Source organism: Pedobacter xixiisoli (genome assembly GCF_900215335.1).
Lineage (GTDB): Bacteria > Bacteroidota > Bacteroidia > Sphingobacteriales > Sphingobacteriaceae > Pedobacter > Pedobacter xixiisoli.
In genome coordinates, this window is the sequence record NZ_OCMT01000001.1 from 969,694 (window position 1) to 985,113 (window position 15,420).

The following is a 15,420-nucleotide window of genomic DNA, read 5'->3' on the forward strand; positions in this document are numbered from 1 at the left end:
TTATGCAAAATTTTAAAAGGGCGAAGCATTTTTATGATGTTTTTGCTAACATGAAGTATGCAGGCAAAATTAAGCTTGTGCTTTATCTGCTTGCTGCTCTTCCTTTTCAGCTTTCAGCCCAAAACAAACCTTTAATCAATTCTACGCTAAAAGGCAAGGTAGTAGATGCCGCAACTAAAGGACCTTTGCCTGGAGCATTGGTACAAATAGAAGGCGTTACCAACCAAACTCAAACCAGTAATAATGGAGAGTTCACCTTGGTAACAGGGCAAAGTTTTCCTTACAACATCATTGTTAGCTACATAGGTTATGAGAAAACCACAGTTCGGGTTGATGGTAGTCCGCTAACGATTTCGCTTAAAGAATCTGTAAACCAACTCAACGACTTGGTGATCGTTGGCTATGGAACGCAGAGCAGAAAAAATCTAATTGGCTCAGTTTCGAAGATCGATCCTACAGATACCAAGACTATTCCAACGGCAAGTTTTGATGTTCAGTTGCAAGGTAAAGCGGCAGGTGTGCAAATCAATGCCAACTCTGGCGTACCAGGTGCCGATGTTTTTATTAGAGTAAGGGGTGCAACTTCAATTAATGCTTCTAACGACCCATTGTATATCATTGACGGTGTTTTCGTAAATAACTCGAGTTTGCAAAACATAGCGCAGGATAGGGGTATTTCGCCTTTGGCAGATATTAATCCGGCAGATATTGAAAGTATTGAGATTTTGAAAGATGCTTCGGCAGTGGCAATTTACGGATCTAGAGGGGCCAATGGAGTGGTTTTAGTGACTACCAAGAGAGGTAATTACGGACAAAAAACGAAAATTGAATTCAATGCTTCTGAAGGAGTGGCTTGGGCGCCTGGAGATAGGATTTGGCAAGCAACTACGGGAGAACAACATGCAACTTTAGTAAATGAGTATAACCGAAACATGGGTAATCCTGAGCCTTTTAGAGATAGAAGTGTAGTGATTAACGGTGTAGCTGGAAGAGGATTGCCTTCAGAACAGCCAACTTACGACAGATTAAGTTATTTGTTCCGGAATGCAAGCCTTAGGAATTATGATATCTCCCTGCAAGGTGGTAGCGAAAAAACTAAGTTTTACATTGGCGGAGGATATACAGGGCAGGAGGCGATTTGGCGCCCAATGGGATTAGAACGTGGTGCGATCAAAATTAACTTAGACCATAAAATTTCTGATAAAATAAGCATCGGAACCAGTAACAGCATTAGCAAAACCCACCGCGACCAAGCAAGACCAGCCAACGGTGCAAATGGGACATTACTACAGGCATCATTAAATATTCCTACTTATCTGCCCATATTCGATGCTGCGGGTACACCGCTTAAATGGGTGAATTTCGATAACATCTCGGTGTTAACCAGTACGCAAAATTTGTGGTCTAACAGTTATCACTATGTGGGTAATGTCAATTTAGATTACAAAATCACCCCTAAACTAACTTTCAGGTCAACATTTGGGGTAGATTATAACAACTACGAAGAAAATGAGTATTGGGATAGCAGGACTATTTTAGGTAATAATGGCGGCCGTGGTACACAAAGCATTACCCAATCATCTACAGCTATTAATGAGCAAACTTTAAACTATAACGAAAAAATTGGGAAGCACAGTTTTGGCATTTTAGTAGGTAACACGTTACAAAGTTCAGAGGTGAAAAACGTGTCGGCTACAGGAACTAATTTCCCTAATAACTCGTACACGCAAATCTCATCTGCTGCAACACAAACAGCATCTCAATTTAAGAACAACAGTACTTTAGCATCCTTCTTTTCTCGTGCTGATTATAATTTCAATTCGAAATACTATGCCGAATTTATTCTCAGAGCCGATGGTTCATCGAAATTTGGAGCAAACAATAGGTGGGGTTATTTCCCCGCTGTAGGTGCGGCTTGGCGTATCAGTGAAGAAAATTTCATTAAGAAAATCCCTCAGATTTCTAACTTGAAATTAAGGTTGAGCTACGGGATTACGGGTAACCAAGGCGGTGTAAGTGATTTTGCTTCGAGAGGATTATGGACTGGTGGTTTTGGTTATGCAGATGTAGCTGGCGGTGCTGAATTACCTGGTACAGGACCATTGCAAATTGCCAACCCTGATTTGAAATGGGAAAGCACCGCACAGTTCAGCTCTGGGTTAGATATCGGTTTATTTAAAGATCGTTTAAATATCGAAGTTAACTATTATCGTAAGTACACTAGCGATGCCTTGCTGCAAGTAGCCACGCCAGGTATCACGGGTTTCACATCGTATCTAACTAATTACGGCGAGATCAGCAATAATGGTTACGAAATCTCTATCAACTCTGTCAATATTCGCAATGAATCGTTCACTTGGAAGACAGATTTTAACGTAGCTGGCAATAAAAATACCATTGAAAGAATTCCAGCTGATATTCCTTTTGCGGGAAGGGACGTTATTCGTTTGAAACAAGGTAATTCATTATATGCTTATTGGTTGTATAAACAATTAGGTGTAGACCCTAACACTGGTGATGCCATTTTTGAAGATTACAATAAAGACGGTAAAATCACAGCAGATGATAGACAGATTGTGGGAAGTACTTGGCCAAAATTCTTTGGAGGTTTAACCAACAGTTTTTCTTACAAAAGCTTTGATCTTTCTGCATTCTTCGTTTTCTCTTACGGAAATTCTATTTGGAACCATAACCGTATGCTAGGCGAAACGGGTGGTACATTAGATGCTGGACGTGTATTGTTGGCAAGTCAGTTAGATAGATGGACCACGCCAGGGCAAATTACGGAGACGCCAAGATTAACAGCCGCAAACTATTCGAGACAAGAGAACAGTCGCTTTTTTGAAGATGCTTCTTACTTGCGTTTGCGCTCACTGACTTTGGGCTATACCTTACCAAAATCGTTCACACAAAGAGCCAAAATTAGCAAGGTGCGCTTTTATGTGGCGGGCAGTAATTTGCTGTTGTTCACCAAGTATACTGGAGCAGACCCAGAGTCTAATTTAGGTACACAGAATATCCAAGGTTATGATTACGATACACCGCCACAACCTCGTACCATACAATTTGGTCTAAATGTTTCATTATAAAATCAGTGAGCAATTCTTGATATCACTAAAAAATTAAACAGATGAACACTTTAAAATATTTATTCTTCTCTGCCATTTTGTTTGCCTTTACCGGCTGTGAGAAGTTTTTAACTACAGAACCTGTAAATGCAGTTTCAGACGAAACTACCATTGTAGATAAGGTCTCTACAGAAACAGCCTTAAGAGCAGTTTATCGCCAGTTTGGTAACATCGGGTATTATGGCGAAAACTACGTTACGTTCGGATATTTTCCTAGCGGAGACATCAAAAACCTAACTACGGGAGGTTCTGCCAACTTTGTAAACGTCAACTTCCGTTCGGACGATGTGCTTTTTAACACCACTTGGGTGGCTATTTATAGTGCTATCAATCGTGCCAACCACGTCATTACCAAAGTGCCTGCTGTTAACGACCCTTTGCTAACTACAGCTTTGAGAAATCAATACATCGGCGAAGCTAAATTTCTGAGAGCGCTTGCTTATTTTGATTTGGCGAGAGCTTGGGGCGGGGTACAGTTAATTTTAGAACCTACCTCGTCTTTACAGAATACACCACAAGTTAAACGAAGTACGTTGGAGCAAACCTACGCTCAAGTTTTGAAGGACTTGGAAGATGCAGAAACACTTTTGCCAGATGCCGTAAATCGTATCAGAGCAACCAAAAGAACCGTTTGGGCATTAAGAGCAAGGCTGCATTTATACAAAAAGGAATGGGGCTTAGCCGAAACTTACGCGACCAAGCTTATCGAAAAAACGGCAGATTATTCCTTATTGAAACCTTACAGTACTTGGTTCGCAAATAGTGTATCGGCTACCAGAGAATCAATTTTCGAATTACAATTTAGTGCCATTAACCAAAATGCAACACGTATTCAAATGGCACATTCTACTAACGGTGGTCAATATCGTTATGCGCCAAATGATAGGTTTGTGCAGTTGCTCAACAATCCGGATATTGGTGGAGGAAGAAGTGCACTGATTGCAAGCGTAACCCAAAGCGGTATCGTGAACTGGTATGGAAACTTGTACTACAGAAAAGATGCTTCGGACCCTGCCTATATTTTCAGGATAGCAGAAATGTACCTGATTAGAGCAGAAGCCAGAGCACAGCAAGACAATCTTTCGGCAACAACGGGCGCTTTGTATGACCTTGACCAAGTTAGAGATAGAGCTGGACTGACACCTTCAACAGCTGTGGGAAAACCAAATGTACTATTAGCGATAGAAGAAGAGAGAAGGTACGAATTTGCATTTGAGGCTCATCGATGGTTTGATTTGGCCAGAACGGGTAGGGCCAAGGCAGTTTTGGAAGCTTTAGATCCAAATACCAAAGTGGCAGATCATGAGTTGGTGTTCCCTATACCAGTTACGCAGCTGCTGCTAGATAAAAATTTAGACCCAAATCCATTTTATTAAGATTGATAGCTAGTTATGAGTTTGTTAAATCAAAATGCTTCATTAGAATGGAGCGATAAAAATAAGTTCCTGCTAAGATTTTTGTTGATCTATTTCTTCCTGCAAATCATCCCTTTGGATTATAAGTTTTATCAAGAATTGATAACAAAAGATACTGGCAGAGGTTTCTATCTTTTATTTAAAGCAGCGAATTATAGCCCGCAGTTTTTTGGCTTATTGGGATACCAGAATTGGTTGGTTATTGCTGCCATAGCCCTTATCGGTGCTATAGTTGGTGGCAAAGTATGCAAGGGTAAGGAAGATTTCAATAAGCTGTATTACTGGTTGCGAGCAATTGTTCGCTATCGTTTGGCTTTGGTCGCTATTGCATACGGGCTAATCAAAGTGTTCCCATTGCAATTTCCTTATCCTAGCTTAGGTAATCTGCATACCAATTATGGAGATTTCTTGCCTTGGAAAATATATTTCCACACCACTGGGATAGCACCTACATTCGAAATTTTCTTAGGTGGCGTTGAGGTGTTAGCTGGTCTTTTGCTATTAAACCGTAGAACAACCACTTTTGGAGCTGGTATTTTAGCTGGTTACTATGGAAACGTATTTGCATCTAACATGGCTTATAGCATGGGCTATGAGGCTTACAGCTTCCAACTTGCCATTTTTGCCGTGTTGCTGTTCATTTACGATGCACCACGTTTGTACAGTTTGTTGGTAGCTCAAAAGTTTACAGTAGCCAATACGTATCATCCTATATTTAACAGTAGAGAAAAATTATTACGAAATGTGCTTAGACCTTTAATGGTGGTTTTTATCATCGCTTTAGCTTTTACTACTTATCAGAATTACAGCACAGCACCTTATAAATATCCTAAAACGGCTGGCATCAAAGGAAGTTACGGCTATTATAATGTTAAGGTTTTTAAGCTCAATAACATCGAGATTCCTTATTCAGTTAGCGATAGCAACAGGTGGCAAAATGTAGTTTTCGAAAAGTGGGCAACCTTAAGCGTAAAAATCGCTAAACCAATTGTAATAGACAATGGTTTGGGCGATCAGTTTACAGACAGCGATTACGAAAGAAATTACGAATCTGCTGGTGTGGGTGGCAGAAGGTATTTTGCTTACCAAGCAGATACTGTTGCAAAAACTTTAAAACTGGTTAACAAAAACAAAAATCATAAAGAGGAAACGTTTAACCTCAATTATCAATTCGTAAACGATAGTACCCTCATCTTAAATGGGGTAAACGAAAAGAAAGATTCGATTTATGTAGAATTGAACAGAATCCATAAAAAGTACCTCTTGTTCGAAGGTCGTAGAAAACCAGTCAAATTATAAGTTATGGCAGAAAATTCAAGTATAGCCGTTTGGACTGGTTTTCAGAAAATCGCTTTCCGAACATTTTTTGTCTTCTTTTTGGTGATGATTATTCCTACCGATGGGAAGTATTATCAAAGGTGGTTTACCACCGATTGGAAAAACCTACACATTAGAGATATTGGCTCCTTAAGTGGCTCTAGTTTTAAAATTGTGGAGGTTGCTACTAAAAGAGCAGGCGGTAATGATACTGGCGGAGCTCCCGAAAAAAAGGAATTTAAGTACGTAATTTATCCCGAATCGGGAGAATATGGCGCTTGGAGCTATATCAATTGGGTCATCGCCTTTGGCATTGGTATCGTAGGGGCATTGATTTGGACGCTAATTGACAAGAAATCCAAAAACTACAATACACTTTATTACTTTTTGTGTGCTTTGGTCAGCTATTCGATGTTAATTAGGTTGCAAGGCTTAACCTTTTCGAAAGTGTTTCCTTCGCAAATGCCAGATTTAGCGGTCACCCAATTAAACACACCGTATGGAGATTTCGTGGCGCAGAAACTCTATTGGATTCAATTTAGTTTTGTACACAATTTTGAGCGATACGCAGGTTGGGCAGAATTGCTAATTATGCTGTTGTTATTTTTCAGAAAGACTAGGGCAATAGGTGCGGCATTGGGTATTGCGATGATCGGTTTAATCGCCTTGGCCAATCACACTTACGATGGTGGAATACACTTATTGGCTGCATTTTACATCCTTGGTGGTGTGTTTGTTTTATGGCGATATATCCCAGCCATCTGGAATTTAGTAGTCAAAGAAAAAGATGCATCGCTAAATATCGTTTATTATCCTTTTAGTAAGCCTTGGGAAAAATGGTTGAGGATTGCTTTTAAAAGCTTCGTTTTCTTCTTTTTCTTTATCGTTAGCGCTTATTTGCATTGGCATAACTACAAATATGATTCTTACAAAGTTCCCCAAAATGCTGGATTGGCAAATGCTAGAGGATTGTACGATGTGCAAGAGTTCAAAATTGATGGTAAAGAAATTCCTTTTTCGCCGCTGGATTCATTGAGATGGCAGGAAGTAAGCTTTGAGAAATGGTCTACCTTATCTTTCAACGTCTTCAACACTTTCGAGATACATGGCGAAGCAGGTAGGGGAAAGCAGTTTAAGGATATTGACAGAACCTACGAATCTGCTGGAACTGGCGGCGGTCGTCGTCATTTTTACTACGAAATAGACAGTGCAAAGCAAACTTTGACTTTGAAAAATAAGAACAAGGCTTATAAAGAACAATTGTTAACGCTGCTTTATCAACGACCTAATCACGAAGAAATACGGTTAAAAGGTAATAATGAATATGGACAAGATATTGAGTTGCTGTTGAAGAGAAAGGAAAAATCTTACGTCCTGTTCCAAAATCGTAATCAGCAAAATATTTGGACACCCTAAACCCGCATCATCATGAAACAAATTATTGATTTGCATTGGCGGTCTGGAGAAAGCAATGCCGATGTACACACTAACCAAAACTGGAGTAAGAAGGAAAAAATAGCGTTTAGGATAGCGTTCATCTTTTTTACCATTATGAGTGTGCCTACAGATTATGGCTATTACGTCATGCTGGGGCATTTCGACTGGCTTAATCTTAACTACAGGCAGTTGACGGAAATGGCGGCGTTTTTTAATCCGCAGTTCTTAAATGTGTATTCTGAAAGTGGTTTTTTTGGTATCGCTAGTTACATCAACTGGCCGTTTGTATTGCTAATTTCAATCATAGCTGCACTAATTTGGGGATATTTCGATAAGCACAGACCATCATATAATGATTTGTATTATTTGGTGCGTGTATTTGCCCGTTACCGTGTGGGTTACGCAGGTATAAGTTGGGGTTACAAAAAGATATTTGTAATGCAAATGCCTACCCAGTTTGAAGCGATATGGAATACAGACCTCATTAATTTCTTTGCTAAACGATTGTATTGGGAAGTGCTTAGTGTGGCACCTACTTATGAAGTTTACCTAGGTTTTGCAGAATTTTTTGCAGGTTTCTTGTTGCTATTTAGAAAAACCACATCGCTCGGCGCAGCTCTGGCATTTGTCGTGTTCGGAAACATTGCCCTATCAAATCATGCCTACGATATTGGTGAACAAGTGCCTAGTGCTTTAATGGCGCTGTTGGCTTTGTTCTTATTGTGGAAAGATATTCCGGCCATTTATCAGGTGATTGTGAAGGAAAAAGATGCTTGGTTGAAACATTATTATCCTACTTTAGATAAAGCTTGGCAACGTTGGCTACGAACTGGCTTAAAAGTAGTTTTCAATTTTCTTTTGGTGGTTTTGTTTGCTTATTATGAAGTAAGGGCAGTCATACAAAACGATTATTATAAGTTGCCAAATACTGCGGGATTAGCAAATACGGCTGGTATTTATGAGGTTGAAACCTTCAAACGTAATGGTGTTGAACTGCCACAAAACCCACTAAACAACAACAGATGGCAAGATGTAATTTTCGAAAAATGGTCATCTATCGGAGTGAAATATGTAGACAAACCACAGCAGATAGCTTCGTTTGCGGCAGGGAGTTATCCGAGAGTTGGAGAACCTTATGATGGTAAATTGTATTTCGATTGGCGTGGAGATTTTAGAAGATATCATTTAGATGCCTCAGGAAAACATCAACCAAAAGCTAAATCTCCAAGAGACCTTAGAATCGATTGGGAATATGCCGGTATACAAGGTAGAGTGTTTTATTATTACGAGGCCGATACCGTTAAAAGAGTTCTTAAATTAGTGAACAAAAACAAGAACCACAGAGAGGAAAAAATGACATTGAACTATTCACGTCCAGATGCGCAAACCATAATTTTGAAAGGTACGGATGACCATAATGATTCGCTATATGTAGAATTAAAGAAATCGGCGTATCGACATCCTTTGTTAAGTTTAAATAAATAATGAGTAGTAAAAATCAATACGATGCGATAGTGGTTGGCTCTGGGCCGAACGGGCTTGCTGCGGCGATTACGATGCAACAACAGGGCTTGTCGGTACTTTTGATAGAAGGAAAGGATACCATTGGCGGTGGTATGCGTACGCAGGAATTGACCTTGCCAAACTATCTGCACGACGTATGTTCTGCTATTCATCCAATGGCCTTGGGTTCTCCATTCTTTTCTACCTTGCCTTTAGCGCAATATGGTTTGGAATTTATTGATGCGCCAATTCAAGCCGCACATCCTTTTGATGATGGTAGTGTTGCTTTTTTATCTCGGTCCATCGATGAAACAGTCAATTCTTTAGGCCTAGATGGTAAACGCTATCGAAAGTTAATCAGTCCTATTGTAGAAAATTGGGAAGAACTGGCGCAAGATACGATGGGACCTTTGCGTTTTCCTCAACATCCATTTCTATTGGCGAAGTTTGGGCTAAATGCTATTCAGCCAGCTAGTTTACTAGTGAAGGGATTCAAAACTAAAGCGGCGAGAGGTTTGTGGGCGGGAATGTCGGCACATGCCATACAACCGTTGAGTAATTGGGCTTCATCTGCTATTGGCCTAATTTTATCTGCTGTTGGACATAAACATGGATGGCCAATTCCAAAAGGTGGTTCCCAAGCTATCGCTAATGCTTTGGCTGCTTATTTTGTTGCTTTGGGAGGCGAAATACAGACAGGCAATTTTGTAAAAAAACTAGACGATTTGCCTTCACATAAAGCACTGCTTTTAGACCTTACGCCAAAACAAATCTTGAAAATTGCCAGCGAAAAATTGACATCAAGTTATCAAAAGCAGTTGGAGAAATATAGGCATGGAATGGGAGTTTTTAAAGTAGATTGGGCTTTAGATGGATCAGTTCCCTTTACAAACGAACTGTGCGGTAAAGCAGCCACGGTACATTTGGGGAATACTTTTGAGGAAATAGCACAGAACGAAAAAATCACTTCTAAAGGGCAGCATCCCGAAAAACCTTTTGTGTTATTGTCTCAACAAAGTGTTTTCGATCAAACCAGAGCACCCGAAGGAAAACATACGGTGTGGGCTTATTGCCACGTACCCAATGGCTCAAACAAAGATATGACCACTGCGATAGAAAATCAGGTAGAACGTTTTGCACCAGGTTTTAAAGATAGAATTATCGCAAAATCTACTTTAAACACGCAGCAGTTAGCAGCCTACAATCCAAATTATATTGGTGGCGATATCAATGGTGGGATTATAGACTTGCAACAATTGTACACCAGACCCACATTGAGTATTACTCCTTATCGAACTTCTCATCCATCAATTTATATCTGTTCTTCCTCTACGCCGCCAGGTGGCGGTGTGCATGGAATGTGTGGTTATCATGCCGCTAAAACTGCACTCAAAGATATTTTTAAGATCAAGTTACCACATACAATTACCCCACATAATGACTCAAACTAAAACAAAATTCACATTTACCGAAGACTGGACCGTAGTTGCGCTTGGCTTTTTAATCATCATTCTTTCCCTATTAGGATTAATTATTCAAGTGCCAGCTGTGAAATGGACAGATGCTTCAGAACTAACCGAAAAAGTATTGGCATTAGGGAACCTGCTGAAATTTATTTATCAGTTTTTGCTCATTTTTGCCATTGCAATTTTAGGCGCATTGCTGATGCGCAAATCCGTTAAAAATCTGTTGATAGTTGTACCAGCAGTGTACGTATTAACTATTGTGGCTTTGGTGATTGCTGGTAGTTCAGCCATGAGAGCCCTAAATTTAGAAGGTGTAATTTTCAGTTTGGGCATCGGTTTGGCCATCAGTAACTTCTTTAAATTGCCAAAATGGTTTGTGGAGAGTCTTTCTACCGAGCTTTTTGTAAAGATAGGTCTAGTGCTCTTGGGCACCACAGTCATCTTTGCCGATATTTTAAAGGCAGGCTCTTTAGGTTTGATACAGGCGCTCGTAGTGGTGCTTTCGGTTTGGTATTTCGCTTTTTGGCTTTGTAAAAAGTTAAAGGTAGATAAAGAACTAACCATGATGATTTCAAGTGCAGTATCTATTTGTGGTGTTTCGGCAGCCATTGCCACTTCTGGTGCCATCAAAGGCGATCCTAAAAAGCTGTCGTATGTCATTTCAATGGTGTTAATTACAGCTATTCCGATGATGATATTTATGCCCTACATTGCACATTACTTCAATTTTAGCGAAGAAGTAACGGGAGCGTGGCTAGGTGGTAGTATCGACACCACTGGCGCTGTAGTCGCTTCTGGTTCTTTGGTGGGCGAAACAGCCTTGAAAATCAGTACTATTGTTAAGTTTTCGCAAAATGTATTATTAGGAATTGCCGCTTTTGCCATCTCTGTATATTGGACTTACACCCAAAATCCACAGGCTAAAGAAGAAGGCAGCAAACCAACTTTGAAGGTCATCTGGGAACGATTTCCAAAGTTTGTTATTGGTTTTGTGGGAGCTTCGGTATTGTTTAGCTTCTTCCTTTCTCAAGAAGCAATTGGTGCAGTAAAAGATAGCTTAAAGAATTTGCAAGGAGTATGGTTTGCTTTGGCTTTCACCAGCATAGGTCTAGAAACAAAATTCTCTGAACTATTCGATAAGAATAGTAAAAAACCATTTTATGCCTTTGTAATTGCACAATTATTCAATATTGTGATTACGTTGGTAATCGCCTATTTTTTATTCGGATCTTAATTTAGTCAAGCATTATTTAAATTAAACCAGCTAAATCTTAAACATAAAAAAAACGCCCGATTAGCTAGTCGGGCGTTTTTTTATGTTGTTGTTAATATTTAACCAGTAACCGTTACTTCGCCAAATACATCACCAAAACGTGCGAAAGTTTGGTTGGCAGCTTGCAACACTTCACTTTCTTCTTCCTCGTTTTTAGCAATGGTATTAAGTACACTCGTAAATGCAGCCCATTTTGAACCAGATGATTCTCCATAACCACTAAAAAATGAAAATCCATTGTTTAAACCTACCTTTTGAAGCATTTTAACAATGTATGGACCTCCCATAATAGAGCCTTCTAGAACATATAATGCACCCATAGCTTGGGCTAAATTCGTTACTTCTGGAGCTACAGCATTTGGTAAATCATCAATAGTGTAACCTAAAGTTTCAATATCATTTTTAATATAAGATGAATTACGGCGCTCTGCTGTATCTGGAAGTATTTGCGTGGTAATATATGGGGTAATTATATTTTCTACTGCATTGAAATAAGCGTAGAAATGCTTTAGCAGATCGGCATAATCTGCCTCATTACGAATAGATTTTATGCGAAGTACCACTTTTTTTTCTACTTCTTGGTGGGGCTTTTTAGTAGCTTCTTTAATTGTTGCGCTTAACATATGTGGGTTATAATTTTTAAAAATTGAACGATGATAAACTATTTTACTACCATTTCTATTCACTGAAAATAGTTTTATCAGGGTTTCAGAAGCAAATATCAACTAATTGATTGAATAAATTGCTTTAAAATAGAAGTGTCTTTTCAACGTCCCGTCATAGTAATTCATTAACGATAAATATGGGTATCTATTTTCTAAAATTTGAGAAAAATCCAATAATCAATTGATAAAATATTGTTACTTACATAAAAACAGTAGAAAATTAATTTCGACTTTTCGGCGAATGTTTATCTTCGCATTATGGCGAGAAACGTCAAGGGCATTAGTTATAAATGTGGTAAGGCTCTATCTAAACCAACTAAAATAGTATAAAAACCATTATGGAATTCTTGAATGGCGTAAATGCCTTAACGCTTGTATTTGTGTCGCTGCTAGTGTTTGCGATAGCTTACCGTACCTACGGTATTTTTATGGCCAATAAGGTGTTGAAACTGAATGCAAACAATGTTACACCCGCTATAGAATTTGCGGATGGAAAAGACTACGTGGCTACCAATAAAAACGTACTTTTTGGGCATCATTTCGCAGCTATTGCAGCAGCAGGTCCATTGGTTGGGCCGGTATTGGCAGCCCAATTTGGTTATTTGCCTGGCACACTATGGATATTAATTGGTTGCGTATTGGGAGGCGGTGTACATGATATGATTGTACTTTTCGCATCGGTACGCCATAAAGGCGAAAGCTTAGCCACCATAGCCAGCAAGGAAATTGGAAAGGGAACAGGTATTATAGCCGGTTTTGCAATTCTGTTCATCCTTATTTTAACCTTAGCAGGACTTTCGTTGGCTTGTATCAGTGCCATGCATGAAGCTTCTTGGTCGTTATTTACGGTAATTGCCACTATGCCTATTGCGGTAATTATGGGGCTGATTATGCGTTACAAAAAAAACAGTGTCACCATTGCGAGCATCATTGGTGGTGTTTTGCTGATTGCTAGTATCATCGGTGGGCATTCACTAATGCAGATTAAAGAAATCAGTGATATCTTTCATTGGAACATCAAGACTATTTCTATCTCCATCACCATTTACGGATTTTTAGCATCGGTTTTACCCGTTTGGCTGCTTTTGGTACCGAGAGATTATTTATCAACTTACCTAAAAATTGGAACCATTTTGATGTTGGCCGTTGGGGTAATATTTGTGCACCCAACCTTACAAATGCCAGCCATCACCGAATTTATTAATGGTGGCGGTCCAGTAATTGGCGGACCAGTATTGCCATTTATTTTTATCGTTATTGCTTGTGGCGCTATTTCTGGTTTCCATGCAGTAATTGCAACAGGTACCACGCCGAAAATGCTAAATAACGAAAAGGAAATCCTTTTTGTAGGATATGGTGCGATGTTGGTGGAAGGTTTTGTGGCATTGATGGCTTTAATTGCAGCTTGTACATTAGTGCCTGGCGATTACTTTGCTATCAATACACCTAAGGAGTTGTACGATTCTTTTTTAGCACAAAATCCTAGTTTACATGCTGTGGACTTGGCTCATTTTAGTGAGAAGATTGGCGTAGATCTGCATGGTAGAACTGGCGGAGCGGTGTCTCTTGCCGTTGGTATGGCACATATCTTTAATAAAATCCCCTTTATGGATGATGTGATGGCTTATTGGTACAATTTTGCCATTATGTTCGAGGCCGTATTTATCCTTACCGCTATTGATGCAGGCACTAGGGTTGGTCGTTTCTTCCTACAAGAAATGATAGGTACTGTAGTTCCTAAGTTCAATGATAAGAATTGGATGCCTGGAATTATCATTTGCAGTTTTATTTTTACTTTCTCTTGGGGATATTTGGTTTACACCGGAAATGTAAGTAGTATTTGGCCTCTTTTCGGTATCAGTAACCAATTGTTGGCTGCCTGTGGATTGATTGTGTGTACCACTATGCTAATCAGGCTGAATAGAAAGAAATATGCATTATGTTCGGCAATTCCGGGGGTATTTATGGCCGTCATTACTTTTTGGGCTGGTTACGAGCAAGTGGTAAATATCTATCTTCCAAAACAGCAGTACCTTTTAGCTTCGTTAGCTATTTTGGCAATGATATTGATGTTCATTGTGTTCATTAACACCTTTAAGAGATGGAGCAAGTTGCTGAAGATGGAGGGAGCATATACCGATCACTATGGAGATACGGTGAAAGAATTGGTAGAAAGATAACAGCATTTCTTCAATGTTTTGTAAGCCTCTAGCCTCAAACTAGAGGCTTTTTGCATTTCAGTTATTTATCTTCTAATTTTTACACAGCTGATTTATAGTTAGGGCTTGGTTCTCCTCTCAGCCTTAGTTAAGGTAGTTGTAAAACATCTTTGTTACTCATGTTGTTGTCTTAAACATATTTGATAAGAAAATCAGTTATGAAAGTAGATGCTAAAGATATTGATCGTTTTTACGATAAAGCTTACGATTGGATTATTCAAACAGGGCCCTCTTTATTATTAGGTTTAGTCTTGTTATTTGGCGGCATGTGGTTGATTAAAATATTTAGTCGTTTTCTGAAAAAGAAATTACTTAAAAACAAGATTAATCCATCATTGGCTCCATTTTTACTTAGTTTAGTTATTACAACGCTAAGAATATTACTCATTTTAACGGTAATGCAGATTATTGGCATACAGTTAACTTTTTTAACAGTGCTGATTGGTGGTTTGGGTGTGGCAGCTGGCTTGGCACTTTCTGGTACCTTGCAGAACTTTGCTAGTGGTGTATTGATTTTATTGCTTAAACCTTTCGTAGTTGGCAATAATATCATTGCTCAAAACCAAGAGGGTACGGTAATGTCAATCCAAATTTTTTATACCATTATAAAGACCTTCGACAATAGGACGGTAATCATTCCAAATGGAAAGCTTTCTAACGAAGTAATCATCAATATCAGTAGAGAAGGAAGTAGGCGATTGGATATCGAGATAAAGTTCAGCTACGGAATAGATTATGATAAGATTGTTGAAGTTTTTAATAAGACCGTTGACGATTTTGAAGGATGTTTAAAAACTCCGGAACGCCGTATCGGAGTATCTGTACTAGAAGAAAGTGGCTATAAAGTAACCATGAATGTATGGTTGGAGGCTCACGGCTTTATCGATAATAAATTTTTGTTTCAGCAAAAGCTGATGCAAAATCTAAAAGCAAGTGGCATAAAATTGCCTGGAACCGGAGATAAATAGAGCAGCTGTAGATTTTTCGTTTCTAAAAC

General features: G+C 39.1%; 10 protein-coding genes. 9 read left to right on the forward strand and 1 reads right to left on the reverse strand.

Going from position 1 to position 15,420, the window contains the following annotated elements:
• Positions 1-2 precede the first annotated feature (2 nt).
• The 7 genes from CRO54_RS03755 to CRO54_RS03785 are packed head-to-tail and all read left to right on the forward strand — an operon-like array spanning position 3 to position 11,500.
• The gene (locus CRO54_RS03755) at positions 3-3,089 is read left to right on the forward strand and encodes a SusC/RagA family TonB-linked outer membrane protein (RefSeq protein ID WP_097128855.1); all 3,087 of its coding nucleotides are present in this window, start codon (positions 3-5) and stop codon (positions 3,087-3,089) included.
• Between the two features lie 41 nt (positions 3,090-3,130).
• Positions 3,131-4,504, forward strand: coding sequence for a RagB/SusD family nutrient uptake outer membrane protein (locus CRO54_RS03760; protein ID WP_097128857.1), 1,374 nt, complete (start codon positions 3,131-3,133; stop codon positions 4,502-4,504).
• Positions 4,505-4,519: 15 nt separating this feature from the next.
• Positions 4,520-5,842: a DoxX family protein gene (locus CRO54_RS03765; protein WP_097128859.1), complete on the forward strand. Its 1,323-nt coding sequence runs from the start codon at positions 4,520-4,522 to the stop codon at positions 5,840-5,842.
• Positions 5,843-5,845: 3 nt separating this feature from the next.
• Positions 5,846-7,276, forward strand: coding sequence for a hypothetical protein (locus CRO54_RS03770; RefSeq protein ID WP_097128861.1), 1,431 nt, complete (start codon positions 5,846-5,848; stop codon positions 7,274-7,276).
• A gap of 12 nt (positions 7,277-7,288) precedes the next feature.
• On the forward strand, positions 7,289-8,782 hold the full coding sequence (locus tag CRO54_RS03775) for a hypothetical protein (protein ID WP_097128863.1): 1,494 nt from the start codon (positions 7,289-7,291) through the stop codon (positions 8,780-8,782).
• Positions 8,782-10,251 carry a phytoene desaturase family protein gene (locus CRO54_RS03780; protein ID WP_097128865.1) on the forward strand — a complete coding sequence of 490 codons (1,470 nt, stop codon included), beginning with the start codon at positions 8,782-8,784 and terminating at the stop codon, positions 10,249-10,251. The genes CRO54_RS03775 and CRO54_RS03780 overlap by 1 nt, the downstream gene beginning before the upstream one ends.
• The gene (locus tag CRO54_RS03785) at positions 10,238-11,500 is read left to right on the forward strand and encodes a YeiH family protein (RefSeq protein WP_097128867.1); all 1,263 of its coding nucleotides are present in this window, start codon (positions 10,238-10,240) and stop codon (positions 11,498-11,500) included. Before CRO54_RS03780 ends, CRO54_RS03785 begins: the two co-directional genes overlap by 14 nt.
• Positions 11,501-11,598: 98 nt before the next feature.
• Here the strand turns inward: CRO54_RS03785 and CRO54_RS03790 are convergent, their stop codons facing one another.
• Positions 11,599-12,162, reverse strand: coding sequence for a biliverdin-producing heme oxygenase (locus tag CRO54_RS03790; RefSeq protein ID WP_097128869.1), 564 nt, complete (start codon positions 12,160-12,162; stop codon positions 11,599-11,601).
• Positions 12,163-12,542: 380 nt separating this feature from the next.
• Between CRO54_RS03790 and CRO54_RS03795 the strand changes: the two genes are divergently transcribed.
• Positions 12,543-14,384: a carbon starvation CstA family protein gene (locus CRO54_RS03795; RefSeq protein WP_097128871.1), complete on the forward strand. Its 1,842-nt coding sequence runs from the start codon at positions 12,543-12,545 to the stop codon at positions 14,382-14,384.
• A 197-nt stretch (positions 14,385-14,581) separates the two neighbouring features.
• Positions 14,582-15,391 carry a mechanosensitive ion channel family protein gene (locus tag CRO54_RS03800; protein ID WP_097128873.1) on the forward strand — a complete coding sequence of 270 codons (810 nt, stop codon included), beginning with the start codon at positions 14,582-14,584 and terminating at the stop codon, positions 15,389-15,391.
• Positions 15,392-15,420 lie beyond the last annotated feature (29 nt).